Raw genomic sequence first — 14,927 nt, 5'->3', positions numbered from 1 at the left:
TGCTAGAAAATGAAAATAAAGTACTCGGAACTTATTGATCAGACATTGTACTTCCCAACCGAAGAATTCAATGTTTCTGAGAACAATTTGTCTTTTCACGACATTCCTCTGATGGAAGTTGTTGAGAAGTTTGGAACGCCTCTTAAGGTAAGTTACCTCCCGAAGATTTCTCAGAATATACAGAAAGCAAAAGGCTGGTTTAAAGAAGCTTTTGAGAAAATCGACTACAAAAAAAACTACAGATACTGCTACTGCACAAAATCGAGTCACTTCAAATTCGTCATTGAAGAAGCCCTGAAAAACGATATTTCCATCGAAACTTCCTCTGCTTACGATATGGACATCGTAAAATCTCTTTACAACGAAGGTAAAGTGGATAAAAGCATCGAAGTAATCTGCAACGGCTTTAAAACAGACGATTATCTGGCGAAAATTTCAGATATGATCAACAGCGGTTTTGAAAACATCACGCCGATCTTAGATAATTACCGTGAGCTTGATAAATTAACGGAAAGCATCGACACTACTTTCGATATCGGAATCAGAATTGCTTCTGAAGAAGAACCAAAATTTGAATTTTATACCTCAAGATTGGGGATCGGATACAAAGATATTATCCCTTATTATAGTCAGAAAATTGCCGAACACCCGAATGCAAGGCTGAAAATGCTTCATTTCTTCATTAATACAGGAATCAAAGACACCGCGTATTACTGGAATGAATTATACAAATGTCTTCGTGTTTATGCACGTTTGAAGAAGATTGCGCCCGAAGTTAATTCATTGAACATCGGTGGTGGTTTCCCAATCAAAACATCTTTACAGTTCGATTACGATTACCAGTACATGGTGGAGGAAATTGCATCGCAAATCAAAAAATTCTGTGAAGAAGAGGGTGTGGAAGAACCGAATATTTATACAGAATTCGGAAGTTTCACTGTAGGAGAAAGCGGTGCGAATATTTATAAAATTATATCTCAAAAACGCCAGAACGACAGAGAAAAGTGGAACATGATCGATTCTTCTTTCATGACCACACTTCCCGATACATGGGCGATTTCAAGACACTTTATCATGCTTCCGCTCAACCGTTGGGATGATACTTACGAAAGGGTTTTCTTAGGCGGTCTGACTTGTGATTCTGATGATTATTATAATTCTGAACAGCATACCAACGCTATTTATCTGCCTGTTTTCAGCGACACAAAACCTCTGTACATTGGCTTTTTCCACACTGGAGCATATCAGGAAACAATTGGAGGTTATGGCGGTGTTCACCACTGTCTGATGCCTCAGCCAAGACATATTCTGATTCAGAAAGGTGAAAATGGTGAGTTTCAGTATGAAATTTTCAGGGAAAGACAGGAGCCTGAGGATATTTTGAAGATTCTTGGGTATTAATCTGATCCAAAAAGATCAGTGATTTTTCACTGTTAAAAATACAGTAGCCGTCAATTTGATGGCTATTTTTTATTGATACTATTGGGCTCATATTTTAGTGGAAAATATGTTACTTATCTGTGAAATATAATTATATTTGAAATAAATAATGGTAAATAAACTTCGTCAATCTACTCGCTTTAGGATGTTTTTTTAAAAGTTTGTTTGTGTATAAAGAAGTTAGCTGTAATTATATGAAACGACTACCCATAATAATATTACTTTTTTTAATCTCTTGTTTGGGAACAGTGAAAAATAAACAAAATGACAAAAAAACAATGATATTTAACGAGACTGAAATTTTAGAGCAGTTGGACTTTGCTTTTAACGGAGAACCCAGTAAATATTATCCAAATGGACAACCAGAAGATATCAAATACAACTTTTTTCTTGACCTTGAACATGGTTACTGTGAGACAGCAGGAAACAGAATTCATTTATACGCAGATTCAACAAGATGGATTGTAGTTTTTGAAAAAAGCGGTTATCAAAATCGAGGAACTTCTGCGGAAATAGAATTAAATTATATTGGAAACTGTATTGATTATCCAATTTACAAATATCCTGAACGAAATTATATTACAAATTCAAATAATATAATTCTAATTGACCCAACAGAATTTGAAAGGATTGAAAACAAAGATGGCGAAGAAATGGAAACATTTGAACTAATTGGACAAAATATCAAAGAAATAAAAATCCGAGACAATGCTGTTCAATTTGACAATAACCATAATAATTATGAAAAATTAGGAATTGATATACGAGATTATGACAATCCTAAAAACCTAATTGGTTTTGGAGACTTTATCAGATATTTACACGAAACAAATCCAGAGCTAATCAGTGCGACTGAAGAGGAAATTCGGAAACATATTCCTAAAGACATTCCAAAACTTATGACAATTGACGAGTTTCATTTTGTAAGTGCTTACGATAAAACAAATCCACCAAGCCAACAAGAAACTTACCAAATGATTGCAAAGATTTTGACAACTAAAAAAGTAACAAATTGGAAACCCACACAAAAACCAAATAATAGTTGGCAAAATTGGGAATCCGGACATCTATAACAGCGAAAAATAACCATAGCTAACATAAACTTTGTAAAAACCAAACATTGGAAGGATCTGGAAATAGCGGGCGTAACGTAACTAATTTACGTTTTGTGCTTCGGTTGAAATTTGTATTTAATTGAAGTTTCGGCTTCGATTTGTCCAGCATCGCCAATGCAGGAAATGCATACATTAGAAGCTCAAAATTCTGAGAACTTTTGTATTTATTTTTAAAAGAATTTCGAAATCTTACCAACTTCCAGTTCAGCATAATCCGAAACAATAATATTCGCCAAACTGTAATCCTGATTGTGCGTATGAAAACTTTTGTAAGCTGCGCAGAAAATTCCTGCTCTGTGAGCGGCCAGAATTCCGTTGGTGGAATCTTCGATTACCATGCAGTTTTCGATAGGCTGACCTGCCATTTCTGCTGCTTTCAAAAAGATTTCAGGATGAGGTTTTGATTCCTTTAAATCGGCTCCGCTTATTTTTCCGCTGAAATATTTTTCCAGTCCGAATTTTTCAAAAACCATGTCGATGGTGGTCATTGTTGCTGAGGATGCCAAAATTAAGGTAATTCCGTTGTCGTAATAGTGTTCAATCAACTTTCGTACTCCGGTAATCAGATCAAATTCCTCATCATTGTAAAAATAATCTTTAAAATGAGCCCGCTTGATAACTGACATTTCCTCGTGAGTTCCCGACAGATCAAAATGATTAATGATGGTCTCAAAAACTCTTTTGGTGGAAGCGCCTGTAAATGAAGTGTATAATTCCTCTGAAACAGCAACTTCAAGCTGATCGAAGGTTTTAAAATAGGCTTTTCTGTGCAGCGGTTCTGTGTCTACAATCACGCCATCCATATCGAACAGCACAGCTTTTAATGACATATTTTTTGTTTTTGCAAAGGTAGGGATTTTTGAAGATTTGAAATTGGATGTTTGAGATTTGAAATTCCACATGAAACGGATTTTTTCTTCCGATTTTTCTTCTGAAATTTGTTTTAAATAAAAAAAACATGTCTGCCCAAAATATTTTAGATTATCAGAGAATTGTAAAGGCAATAGATTATATCCAGAATCATTTTCAGCTTCAGCCAAATCTGGATGAGGTGGCTGAATTTGTGGGTTTGAGTCCGGCGCATTTTCAGAAAATGTTTACGGATTGGGCAGGGACGAGTCCGAAGAAATTTTTGCAGTTCATCAGTTTAAGTCATGCTAAAAATCTTTTAAAAGAAGAAAAAACAAATCTTTTTGATACGACTTTGGAAACCGGACTGTCGAGTACGAGTCGTCTACACGATCTGTTTGTAAAAATTGAAGGGATGTCGCCTGCAGAATATAAAAACGGCGGGAAAAATTTAAAAATCAACTACAGTTTCTCAGAAAGTCTTTTTGGGAATTTAATTTCGGCTTCCACAGAAAAAGGAGTTTGTTATATCGCTTTTGATGATGATCAGACGAAAGCTTTTTCAGATTTAAAACTGAGATTTCCAAATGCAGAATTTGTTGAAAAAAAAGATGATTTGCAGAGAGATGCTTTGTCTATTTTTAATGAAGATTGGAACAATTTAAATCAAATTAAACTTCATTTAAAAGGAACTGATTTTCAGTTAAAAGTCTGGGAAAGTCTGCTTAAAATTCCAATGGGAAAATTGTCTACCTACGGAAATCTGGCTCACGATGTTGGAAATCCCAATGCGTCAAGAGCCGTTGGAACAGCGATTGGAAGCAATCCGGTGGCGTTTTTAATTCCCTGTCACCGTGTGATACAGTCGAGTGGTAAAATTGGCGGTTACATGTGGGGAAGCGACAGAAAGCAGCTAATGATCGGGTGGGAGAGTGCTAAGGTTTACCATTGAATTTCGTTTTTCGAATCACTGAACCATTAAGAAATTTTAGAGGTTAAGATTTAATAAGATCAAATAAATTTGAATTAAGCACTCTCCTTAATGAATATCTTTAGGTATTTCCTTAAAAATACTTAATAACTTATTAAACCTTAATGATTTAAGTTTTTAAGTTTGAAAATAACTGTATTTAAGATTTAATAAAACTAAAAAAATGCTCAATCTTTTCGACGAAACACCAAAATTTCCAGTCAATATTCTTCCGCAAGATGGAATTACAGAATATTACGGGAAAATATTTACGCAAGATGAATGCTTGAAATATTACGAATATTTATTAAACCAAATTCCGTGGGAAAATGATGAAGCAGTTATTTTTGGGAAATTGATTTTAACGAAAAGAAAAGTGGCCTGGTTTGGAGAAAAAGAATTTGAATACACTTACTCCAAACGGACAAAATACGCCAAAATCTGGACTCCTGAATTATTGGAATTAAAACAAAAATGTGAAGAAGTTTCAGGGGAAACCTACAACTCCTGTTTACTCAATTTATATCACGACGGCAGCGAAGGAATGGCCTATCATAGCGACGGCGAAAAGGATTTGAAGAAACACGGTGCTATCGCATCATTAAGTTTTGGTGCCGAAAGAAAGTTTTTATTTAAACATAAAACCACCAAAGAAACAATCGATATTTTCCTGGAAAACGGAAGTCTGCTCGTAATGAAAGGGACTACGCAGGAAAACTGGCTGCACCGCCTTCCGCCAACAACAAAAGTGAAAAATCCGAGAATCAATCTAACTTTCAGAACGATTGAAGAATAAAAAAGAAACCTCTTCAGAAAAAAATCTGAAGAGGTTTTCTCAATTGATATGAAGAAACTAATTTTTCTTATTGAATTCCAGCCCATCCTGCAGCCCATGTAGGAGCAGTTGTTCCGTTACCGGCACCTGTTGCAGATGCATCTTCAGTGTATGTGTTTGGCAATAAAGTAGCTGCTGCACTTCCTGTAGTAGCTTTCACAGAAGCTTTTGTAGCTACATTGTCAAATTTTACTCTTGTAATTTTGTTTTGTCCGTTGAAATAAGCAACTGATTGATTGTGTTCTACGTTTATACCTGTAGTCCAGTTAGACAATACTACATTATCAATTGTTGCATAAGTACCTTCTCTAAGTTTCATACCGTCTGATTCTCCAGCAGATCCACCGATGAAGGTTGCGTTTTTAATTGTAGGGTTAGATCTTGGGTTCGCATCTTTGTTATCAGCATTGTTGTCAGCTTCAATACCTCTGTTTCCAACTCCGTCTGCTCTTCTCTTTGTGTAGATGTTTGTAGCTGTACCATTCCATCCTTCAGTCCAGTCAAAAGCATCATCTTCGTTATTGATAGAAACGATGTTTGATACGTTTACTGTTCCACCAAAAAATTCTATACCGTCATCAGATCCGTTTACTAAAGAAACGTTATCGATTATAGTTCCGTTACCTACTCCGAAAAGAGAAAGACCGTTGAATTCTTTAACACCTGTGAAGATCGCTCCTGCGTATTCAATTCTTACGAATTTTAGGCTACCAGAGTTATCGTTAGCAACAGTTCCACCGTAGATTGATTCTCCCACTTCAGAAGTAGCAGTAGTTCCTCTATTGATAGGAGCTTTACCGCAGATTACTAAACCTCCCCAACTTCCAGGTGTAGGGTTTGGTGAAGTGAATACTACAGGGTTTGTAGCAGTACCGTTAGCAAATATTTTTGCACCTTGTTCAACAACGATGTATGCTGATGTACCTCCGTTAGCTTCGATTCTTGTTCCAGCAGGGATAGTTAAGGTGCCTCCAGCTCTTACGAATACAGAACCTGTCAGTTTATAAAGTTTGGTTGCATCCAAAGTAATGTTTTCTCCAGATTTAACTTCTCCTTTGAAGTTAGCTGGGTCTGATGCAATACCGGTTGCTGGATTGATGATTAATTCTTCATCATCACTGCTATCACTACAAGAGTGAAATACTACTGCTGTTGTAGACATAATGAATGCTGCAGCTAATAATTTTAAAGTGTTCTTTTTCATTTTACAATATTTTTAAATTTTTATTTAGATTTTTTAGAATTCATAAGAAACGCTTGCTCCAATACCAGCACCTCTTTTGTATTTTCTTGAAATTTGTTCTCCAACTTTATTATCCTGTACTCTCGTGAAATAAGGGTTTAGTAAATTTCTGCCTGAAAGAGAGAAGCCCATTCCGTTGGCTAGTTTTATTTTCAAAGTGGTATCTAGAGTACTGAAAGCTTTATCAACTAAATTTCCTTTGTTTTGAGTACCGATTGCGTAGATATTATCTGAAATATAAGAGTAAGAAACTACCAAATCAGCAGTGTTTTTGTTACCCCATTTTTGCTCAAGCCCTAAATTAGCATTTGCAAGGAATTCTGAGGCTCCCTGAATTTTGTCTTTGGTAACACCATCATTCAAAGTTATAGCGAACTTCGTGTTTTCTCTTCTTACTTTATCTTCGTCAAGATCCTGCTCTGTATTCAGATAGGTTCCGTTGACGAATGTGTATAATCTCGTTTTACCAGAATCATAAATATCTTTTCTGATTTCCGCTTCTAAACCTAAGACTCTTCCGGTATCACCAATATTCAGGAAAGAAACGCTGTTTGAAGATGATGCGATTACGATTCTTGCCAATGGATTTTGTATGTATTTACCAAAAGCAGTTACTGAGATCAGCTCATTCTTTTTTGGAAACCATTCCCATTTCAAATCAACATTGTAGTTGTCTGCGAGATAAGCATCACGGTTACCTAAGCTGGACTCGTCGATATCTTCATATTCAAATGGAGCGACTTCCAATAGCAACGGAGTAGTGTATGTTTTTGATCCGGCTAATCTTAAGTTATGCTGGTCGTTTAGGCTGTATTTTAAGTTGAAAGCTGGTAAAATTTTAGAATAATCTTTATTGACTTTACCTCCGTCAGGATACAATGTTGTGTTGTAAAGAATCTCCTGTTTCAGGTTATCATAACGTACACCAACCTGTGCAGTGAATTTTTCTGAGAATTTGTAATCTACGTTTACATACCCTGCATTATTCATTATTTCTGAAGTAAATGCCTGAGGTACAAATGCGTTTTGACTTGATTTAATGTCTCCTCTGAAGGTTACAATATCAAAGAATCCACCTGCCTGATAGTTGGTATTGTTGAAAAATGAATCATAGTTGTTTGGATCTACAAAGTAAGTTCCCTGAAGAGGTAAAACTCTGAAATTATACTGAGTAGCTTTAAAATCACTGTCTTTATATCTTCCGCTGTAACCTAATGTGACTTTCGTGTTTTCTCCCAGTTTATAGTCAGCATGTACGTCACCTGTGAAATCATTCTCCAATAATCTGTCATAGTATCTATTGTTTGCTCCAGGATTTGAGCTTGCAAAAAAGCTGTAGTTCTGAACCTTATCCAGAATAGTTACATTCTGCTGTCTGTCTGGTCTTCTGCTGTCCAGTCTGTTATAACCTAAGTTCCAGCTGATTTTTAAAGGTTCAGTAATTTTGTGCTCCCCTCTAAGCTGATTGACAAGTAAGTCATTTGTCTTGTAAGTTGCTCTTCTCAGCTGAGTCGTAAATCTCTCCTGAGCAACATCTACATCATAGTAATCTCTGTTGTAACCATTGTAATTCCCCAGTTTCTGTTCAGTAGTATGAATATAGTTGGAAGAGATATTAATGTTGTGATTACTGTTAATTTTATAATTTACATTAAGTAAGCCTGTACTGTTGGTTGTGTATTTAAATTCTTCAGAATTGTTGTAGATTCTGTTAGGTCCGGTGGTAGTATCAAAAGATCCACCTGTAATTCCCTGAAAGTAATCGTAGCTGTTATCAAATCCTGCGTATCCGAAGATGCTTAGTTTACCTTGTTCACCAATTTTAAAATTAGTTCCAAAATCAAAACTTAAATTAGAATTTATCGGATTATTAATTTCCTGGTTTTGTAAGGATGTTTTGAAAACATAACCTCTGTTCAAAACAGCATTTTTAGAAGGCTTTTCAAGCATTTTGGTTCCAAAATAATTTGGCCCGTCCTGCAGAAAATAATTGTTTTTCTGAACTGCATTAAAGTTTACAGAAGATCCTAAATTAACTTTAAAATATGGCTTTCCTGTATAAACTTTAGTTACGATGTCTACGTTGGCACCAGACATATCTCCCCAAAGTCTTGGGTTGTACACTTTTTCCAAACCAATGAAATCGATCATATCAGTTTTGATGATACTCAAATCGATGTTTTTGTATAAAGGATCATTTGAAGGAACCTGAAGTCCGTTGATCGTTGTAGAGTTGTTTCTGTCACCAAGACCTCTGATGAAAATCTGGCCGCTGCCTTCCTGCTTCTGGGAACCGGTCGCTTTCGTTACCGCTACAGACGCATCGCCTACACCTTGTTTTTCCAACTGCACAGATCCTACACGCTCTATTACTTCTACGGATTTTTTCTGCAGACCGATAATGTTTGATTCTGCACCTTTTCTTGTAGTTCCCTGGATAACAACACCATCAATTTTCTTTTCAGATTTTACGGTGTCTGATTTGCTTTCCTGAGCATACATTACAGCTCCTGTTGATGTTAAAAACAAAACTGCAATACTGATTTTTCTAAAGTTCATTTCTTTTTTACTAATTTCTTCGGTGCAAAGGAACTAAACAATTATGCCTGCTTTGGTTTAGTTAAATTTAAATTTTCTTTAACGAAATGTTACCATTCGATAATTATTGTTAACTTTATGTGAACGATGACACCAACATTAACATGTGATTTAAAAATGATTAACTTTGACCAGCAAAATTCAAAAATGAACTCAAAAAAGATCCTCTTAATTGACGATGAAATGGATATCCTGGAGATACTTTCTTACAATCTGGAAAAAGAAGGTTACGATATCTACACCGCTACAAACGGTAACGAAGGAATTGATAAGGCAAAGGAAATTGTTCCGGATCTTATTCTTCTTGATGTGATGATGCCCGAGAAAGACGGTATTGAAACCTGTCAGGAACTTCGCAAAATTAAAGAACTTCAGAAAACGCTGATCGTCTTTTTATCAGCAAGAAGCGAAGAGTTCTCTCAGCTCGCAGGATTTCAGGCAGGTGCAAACGATTACATCGTGAAGCTGATCAAACCGAAAATTCTTATTTCTAAAGTTAATGCCTTGCTGCAACTGACCTCTCAGGTTTCTGATACTTCAAAGCAGATAGAAATAGGGGATTTAATTATCGATAAAGACAATTTCAGAGTGTCAAAAGGCGGACAGCAGTTTCTGCTTCCTAAAAAAGAATTTGATCTTCTTTATCTTTTGGCTTCCAACACCGAAAAAGTTTTCAAAAGAGAAGAGATTCTTGAGAAAGTGTGGGGTAATGATGTGATTGTAGGTGAAAGAACGATCGATGTGCACATCAGAAGACTTAGAGAAAAATTAGGAATCAATACGATTCAGACTTTAAAAGGAATTGGTTATAAACTGATAGTTCAGGGTTAAATTCATTACCTTTAATTTCTAAACAATTAAAATTTTGTAAAATTGAAGTTTTACAGACTCACACTCGTCTCCTCATTTCTCATCACACTGGTGATGTTTATCCTTGTTATTTTATTTGATTCTGTAAAGGATGTTTACGCCAACTCCTCGGTTTTCAATTTAGGAATTGCGGTGAGCATCATCATCATGTTTCTCATTAACTATACCGTTTTGGAATTGCTTTTTAATTCCTATGCCAAAAAACAAATCAGGAATATTTCTAAAATTCTTCCTGATGAAATGGTGTATGATGATCAGGATAATCTTACATTGAAAGAATTGGGTGAAAGATTTTCAGATTTAAATCAAAAAAAAGTGAGCGAAATAGATCTGATGAAAGAAATGGAGAGCTACAGAAAAGATTACATCGGAAACGTATCTCATGAGCTGAAAACTCCGCTTTTTTCCATTCAGGGTTATGTGGAAACTTTGCTGGACGGCGGTGTGGAAAATCTTGCCATTCGGGATAAATATCTGGAGCGAATTGATCAGTCGGTAGAAAGACTTATTGCGATTGTAAAAGATCTTGATATGATCAACAGGCTCGAAGCGGGCGAGATTAATCTTTCAGTGTCAAGATTCGACATTAATCTTTTAATTAAAGAAATTTTCGACTTACTCGACCTCGAAGCCGAAAAACACAACACGACGCTTCAGATTCAGACTCCGCAGACGCAGATTTTTGTGGATGCAGATAAAGGGAAAATATCACAGGTTTTTATCAATTTAATTTCAAATGCCATTCATTACGCCAACCGTCAGGAGGCAAGGGTCATCGTAAAAACGAGCATGGTCAAAAATAAAGTACTCGTAGAAGTGATCGACAACGGAATGGGTATAAAAGCCGAACTTCTTCCCCGTATTTTCGAGAGATTTTACCGTGTAGAGACCAGCCGCAGCAGAAGACAGGGCGGTTCCGGACTCGGTTTGGCGATCGTAAAACATATTTTAGAAGCACACAACGAAAATATCACTGTAGAAAGTGTCTATCTTGAAGGCACAAAATTCAGTTTTATGCTTGAAAAAGGGAAGTAATGCGGCTCAAAATGTATGAAAAAAAAATCTTTTAAAAAATTCTGAAAAATTTTTTTGTCCACTTTCATTTATTTTATATTTGCAACAGAAATAGATTAAGTAGTAAAAGAAAAAAAAGAAATTCAAGTTGGTATGGTTTACAAGATTCGTGTAATTTTAGATGCAAAAGAAGATGTCTTCAGAGACGTCGAGGTTAAGGGAAAACAAACGCTTTGGAACTTACATTTGGGTATCAAAAGTGCTTTCAATTTGCAGGGTGACGAGCTTTCTGCATTCAATATGCTGGAGAGCGACGGTACAGTCATTAAAAGTGTTCCGTTGGAAGATATGAGTGATGATGGTGACGGCGAAATTATGTCTGATATTTATATCGACGAAGCCTTCGCAGAAATTGGCGATAAAGCCCAGTTCCAGTACGGTCTTCTTGATCTTTGGGAGTTTTTCTGCGAGTTGGTAGAGATCAATGAAGAAACAAAAGGGGTAAATTATCCGCTTACTGCTTACAGATTTGGAAATGCTCCGCTGAAAGCACCTGTGAAAAATGCAGTGGGTGGAGGCAAGAAAAAAGCAGCAAAACCAATAATGGATGATGATTTCGGTTTCGATGACGACTTCGGGGCCACAGGAAATTTTGCAGACGAAGACGATGACAACTTCGATGATGAAGACGAAGACGACTACAATGACGATGTGTTCGATGAAGATGATCAGGACGACGAAAGATAATTTTTTTTTAAAATACAGAACCTCAGACGAAAGTTTGGGGTTTTTCTTTTATTTAAAATGCAAAACATAGATTAATTTCACAGCGGAATACCGTTTCTTAAAGAAGCAATTCCTATTTTTGTTGAAATAAGAATAAGGATGAAAAAATATCTTTTGTCATTCACGATTGGTTGCACATTGCTATCGTGCGGCACTCAAAAAATAACTCAGAATATGAATTTACCTCAAGACTGGAAACATACGACCAATATTTACGAAGTTAATTTAAGGCAGTACACCAAAGAAGGAACCTTCAGAGCCTTCGAAAAAGAAATGCCGCGCCTCAAAAATATGGGCGTGAAAACTCTGTGGTTTATGCCCATCACCCCTATTGCTCAGCAAAATAAAAAAGGCAGCCTTGGCAGTCAGTATGCAGCAGCGGATTATACATCCATCAATCCTGAATTTGGTAACATGGATGATTTCAAACACATGGTCAACGAAGCTCACCGTTTAGGTTTTAAAGTAATCATCGACTGGGTAGCCAATCACACCGGCTGGGATCACGTCTGGACAAAAAACCATCCCGAATTTTATTTAAAAGATCCGGATGGCAAATTTCACATTGCCTCAGGAATGGATGATATCATCGAGCTTGATTATAAAAACAAGGAGATGAGAAAGGAAATGATCAATGCAATGAAATTCTGGGTAAAAGAAACAGGCATCGATGGTTTCAGATGTGATCTTGCTTCTTGGGTAGAAGTAGATTTCTGGGAAGAGGCAAGACCGGAAGTGGAAAAAATAAAACCACTTTTCTTCATCGGCGAGTACGACGAACTGGAAAATCCGGATTACGGAAAAGTTTTCGACGCAAGTTACTCGTGGAAGTGGATGCACAAATCTGAAGATTACTATAAAAAAAATGAGCCTATCAGTGAACTGACGGATTTGCTCAGACAGTATTCTGCAATCGGCGATGCATCGATGAGAGCGTGGTTTACAACGAATCATGACGAAAATTCATGGAATGGTACCGAATTCGAAAAGTACGGCGACATCACCAAACCAATGGCCGTTTTTTCTGCAACATGGAACGGTATTCCGCTTTTATATTCCGGTCAGGAACTTCCCAACATGAAGAGACTGGAGTTTTTTGAAAAAGATGTCATCGAGTGGAATGGAAAATATGAAATGGCTGATTTCTATAAAACATTATTAAATTTAAAATCATCAAACCCAGCGCTGCGAGGAGGAGATTCTGCAGTTTCCACCTATCTTCTCAACACAACCGCGGGTGATAAAATCTTGGCATATATTAGAAAGAATGATAAAGATGAGGTTTTAGTAGTTTTAAATTTCTCAAAAGAGCCGGTGAATTTCTCTATTCAGGATGAAAATCTAAGTGGTACTTTCAAAAATGTTTTTGATAAGACAAAAAGAGATTTCAGTGATGGAAAAGATTTTAATTTTAAAGTTTCGGACTTTGCGGTTTTTGAAAAGTAAGATCAGATAAATAATTAAAATATCAATAGGAGCGGGCTTCAGCCCGCTTTTGTTTTATGATGTCAGAGTTGGCTTCAGCCGAAATTTAATATTTTAAAAACTTTGATCATCATCCTTTTTTAAATCATATTTCATTTATAAATTTAACGATTGCTTTCAAGGTGAAAAAAGAAGAAATACTAAACATTCTAAAAGATAAAATCTCAGAAAAAATCCTGACTTTGGAAAATCTAATTGCCGAAACCCGCGCTTCAAGCAACGATACCAAAAGTTCAATGGGTGACAAATACGAAACAGGAAGAGAAATGCTCCAGCAGGAAATCAACAATCTCCAGATTCAGCTGAATGAAGTCTTAAAACAGAGAGATTTTCTTAAAAATTTGTCTGCCAAACCTTCTTTAAAAGCAGAAAAAGGAGCTTTGGTAAAAACGGATAAAGGTCTTTTCTACATTTCGGTTTCTCTTTCGAACATCGACTTCAACGGCAGCAAAATTTTCTGTATTTCTCCCGATTCACCCTTGGCAAAAGTCTTGGATGGAAAAACGGAATCAGAAACCATCAGTTTGAATAACGTCGCTCAGAAAATTTTACAAATTTTTTAGGCCACTATTTAATATTCCTGAAAATCAAAATATTGATAGATTTCGGAATCTTTTTTGAATAAAACTTGGAACGTAATTTTAATAAAAGTTTAATGTTTTAAAATGAAACAATGAACTGAAATTATCGTAAATTTAAGTATTCAAATTATTCAAAAATCAATCAAAATTTATTACAATGGGAATTTTAGACAATAAAGTAGCATTGGTAACAGGTGCCGGTTCAGGTATCGGCCTTGCCATTGCAGAGTTGTATGCAAAAGAAGGAGCAAAAGTGGTCGTTTCAGACATCAATGAAGAGCACGGAAATCAGGCGGTTGAAAAAATAAAATCAAACGGTGGCGAGGCTTCGTTTGTAAAGGCAGACACTTCAAATTCTGAACAGGTCGAAGCTCTGATCAGCAAAACGGCTGAAATTTACGGAAGACTGGATATCGCCTGCAACAACGCCGGAATCGGTGGCGAACAGGCACTGACCGGAGATTACAGTCTCGAAAGCTGGAAAAAAGTTCTGAATGTAAATCTTGACGGTGTTTTCTACGGATGCAAATATCAGCTTCAGCAGATGGAGAAAAATGGTGGTGGCGTAATCGTCAATATCGCTTCCATTCACGGAACGGTTGCCGCACAGCTCTCTTCCGCATACACCACTTCAAAACACGCTGTGGTAGGCTTAACCAAAAACATCGGCGCAGAATACGGACAGAAAAACATACGCTGTAACGCTGTTGGTCCCGCTTACATCGAAACTCCGCTTTTGGAAAGTGCAAGTGGCGATATGAAAGATGCTCTAATTGCCAAACATCCGATGGGAAGATTAGGAAAACCGGAGGAAGTTGCAGAATTGGTTCTCTTCCTGAGTTCCGACAAATCTTCTTTCATGACTGGCGGTTATTATCTTGTTGACGGCGGTTACACTGCAGTTTAAGATTTAATTTAAAATTTAAAATAGAAAACAGGTTTCATTGAAGCCTGTTTTTTTATTTCACGAATCATTTATAAAAAGTCTTAAATAAAATAAATGGTATGTTGCGTAACCGCTCTGTTTTTAAGGTTAAATATTTATCCGTTAAAGAAGAAGGCGGATAAGATTAAAATTTTTAACAAGTCTGACTGTCAAATTCTTATATTTGTGTAGGTTGATGTTTTTTCTATTTAATCA

General features: G+C 36.3%; 13 protein-coding genes. 10 read left to right on the top strand and 3 right to left on the bottom strand.

Annotated elements, in window-relative coordinates; translation table 11 throughout:
• The first annotated feature begins 9 nt into the window (after window positions 1-9).
• Window positions 10-1,401, top strand: coding sequence for a type III PLP-dependent enzyme domain-containing protein (locus NG809_RS04505; protein WP_262148445.1), 1,392 nt, complete (start codon window positions 10-12; stop codon window positions 1,399-1,401).
• 206 nt (window positions 1,402-1,607) lie between these two features.
• Window positions 1,608-2,513: a DUF7003 family protein gene (locus NG809_RS04500; protein WP_262148442.1), complete on the top strand. Its 906-nt coding sequence runs from the start codon at window positions 1,608-1,610 to the stop codon at window positions 2,511-2,513.
• A gap of 212 nt (window positions 2,514-2,725) precedes the next feature.
• On the opposite strand, the gene NG809_RS04495 is transcribed toward NG809_RS04500, so the two are convergent.
• The gene (locus NG809_RS04495; RefSeq protein WP_262148440.1) at window positions 2,726-3,385 is read right to left on the bottom strand and encodes an HAD family hydrolase; all 660 of its coding nucleotides are present in this window, start codon (window positions 3,383-3,385) and stop codon (window positions 2,726-2,728) included.
• Between the two features lie 128 nt (window positions 3,386-3,513).
• Between NG809_RS04495 and NG809_RS04490 the strand changes: the two genes are divergently transcribed.
• Entirely contained in the window at window positions 3,514-4,356 is an 843-nt protein-coding gene (locus tag NG809_RS04490) for a bifunctional helix-turn-helix domain-containing protein/methylated-DNA--[protein]-cysteine S-methyltransferase (RefSeq protein WP_262148439.1), read from the top strand.
• A gap of 202 nt (window positions 4,357-4,558) precedes the next feature.
• A complete protein-coding gene (locus tag NG809_RS04485; RefSeq protein WP_262148437.1) occupies window positions 4,559-5,170 on the top strand; it encodes an alpha-ketoglutarate-dependent dioxygenase AlkB family protein in 612 nt (203 codons plus the stop codon).
• 67 nt (window positions 5,171-5,237) lie between these two features.
• Here the strand turns inward: NG809_RS04485 and NG809_RS04480 are convergent, their stop codons facing one another.
• Both NG809_RS04480 and NG809_RS04475 read right to left on the bottom strand, forming a co-directional pair.
• Window positions 5,238-6,413 (bottom strand): hypothetical protein, encoded by a 1,176-nt coding sequence (locus NG809_RS04480; RefSeq protein WP_262148435.1) that lies wholly within the window; start codon window positions 6,411-6,413, stop codon window positions 5,238-5,240.
• A gap of 33 nt (window positions 6,414-6,446) precedes the next feature.
• Entirely contained in the window at window positions 6,447-9,011 is a 2,565-nt protein-coding gene (locus tag NG809_RS04475; protein WP_262148433.1) for a TonB-dependent receptor domain-containing protein, read from the bottom strand.
• Window positions 9,012-9,197: 186 nt separating this feature from the next.
• Between NG809_RS04475 and NG809_RS04470 the strand changes: the two genes are divergently transcribed.
• The 6 genes from NG809_RS04470 to NG809_RS04445 all read left to right on the top strand — a co-directional run bounded on the left by NG809_RS04470 (window position 9,198) and on the right by NG809_RS04445 (window position 14,693).
• Window positions 9,198-9,881 carry a response regulator gene (locus tag NG809_RS04470; protein WP_056082442.1) on the top strand — a complete coding sequence of 228 codons (684 nt, stop codon included), beginning with the start codon at window positions 9,198-9,200 and terminating at the stop codon, window positions 9,879-9,881.
• A gap of 42 nt (window positions 9,882-9,923) precedes the next feature.
• A complete protein-coding gene (locus NG809_RS04465; protein ID WP_262148429.1) occupies window positions 9,924-10,955 on the top strand; it encodes a sensor histidine kinase in 1,032 nt (343 codons plus the stop codon).
• 132 nt (window positions 10,956-11,087) lie between these two features.
• Window positions 11,088-11,681: a plasmid pRiA4b ORF-3 family protein gene (locus tag NG809_RS04460; protein ID WP_262148427.1), complete on the top strand. Its 594-nt coding sequence runs from the start codon at window positions 11,088-11,090 to the stop codon at window positions 11,679-11,681.
• A gap of 213 nt (window positions 11,682-11,894) precedes the next feature.
• Window positions 11,895-13,166: an alpha-amylase family glycosyl hydrolase gene (locus tag NG809_RS04455; RefSeq protein WP_262148425.1), complete on the top strand. Its 1,272-nt coding sequence runs from the start codon at window positions 11,895-11,897 to the stop codon at window positions 13,164-13,166.
• A 161-nt stretch (window positions 13,167-13,327) separates the two neighbouring features.
• On the top strand, window positions 13,328-13,768 hold the full coding sequence (locus NG809_RS04450) for a hypothetical protein (protein WP_262148423.1): 441 nt from the start codon (window positions 13,328-13,330) through the stop codon (window positions 13,766-13,768).
• A gap of 175 nt (window positions 13,769-13,943) precedes the next feature.
• Window positions 13,944-14,693 carry an SDR family NAD(P)-dependent oxidoreductase gene (locus NG809_RS04445; protein ID WP_262148421.1) on the top strand — a complete coding sequence of 250 codons (750 nt, stop codon included), beginning with the start codon at window positions 13,944-13,946 and terminating at the stop codon, window positions 14,691-14,693.
• Window positions 14,694-14,927: the final 234 nt, after the last annotated feature.

Source organism: Chryseobacterium foetidum (genome assembly GCF_025457425.1).
Taxonomy (GTDB): domain Bacteria; phylum Bacteroidota; class Bacteroidia; order Flavobacteriales; family Weeksellaceae; genus Chryseobacterium; species Chryseobacterium foetidum.
Note: the sequence above shows the minus strand (reverse complement) of the source record. Positions and strands in the feature narration are given on the sequence as shown.

Bases quoted from the DNA above. Each gene is read 5' to 3' on its own strand.
- NG809_RS04455 (WP_262148425.1), top strand. From the start codon at position 11,895: ATGAATTTACCTCAAGACTGGAAACATACGACCAATATTTACGAAGTT.
- NG809_RS04485 (WP_262148437.1), top strand. From the start codon at position 4,559: ATGCTCAATCTTTTCGACGAAACACCAAAATTTCCAGTCAATATTCTT.
- NG809_RS04470 (WP_056082442.1), top strand. From the start codon at position 9,198: ATGAACTCAAAAAAGATCCTCTTAATTGACGATGAAATGGATATCCTG.
- NG809_RS04495 (WP_262148440.1), bottom strand. From the start codon at position 3,385: ATGTCATTAAAAGCTGTGCTGTTCGATATGGATGGCGTGATTGTAGAC.
- NG809_RS04460 (WP_262148427.1), top strand. From the start codon at position 11,088: ATGGTTTACAAGATTCGTGTAATTTTAGATGCAAAAGAAGATGTCTTC.
- NG809_RS04490 (WP_262148439.1), top strand. From the start codon at position 3,514: ATGTCTGCCCAAAATATTTTAGATTATCAGAGAATTGTAAAGGCAATA.
- NG809_RS04445 (WP_262148421.1), top strand. From the start codon at position 13,944: ATGGGAATTTTAGACAATAAAGTAGCATTGGTAACAGGTGCCGGTTCA.
- NG809_RS04480 (WP_262148435.1), bottom strand. From the start codon at position 6,413: ATGAAAAAGAACACTTTAAAATTATTAGCTGCAGCATTCATTATGTCT.
- NG809_RS04505 (WP_262148445.1), top strand. From the start codon at position 10: ATGAAAATAAAGTACTCGGAACTTATTGATCAGACATTGTACTTCCCA.
- NG809_RS04475 (WP_262148433.1), bottom strand. From the start codon at position 9,011: ATGAACTTTAGAAAAATCAGTATTGCAGTTTTGTTTTTAACATCAACA.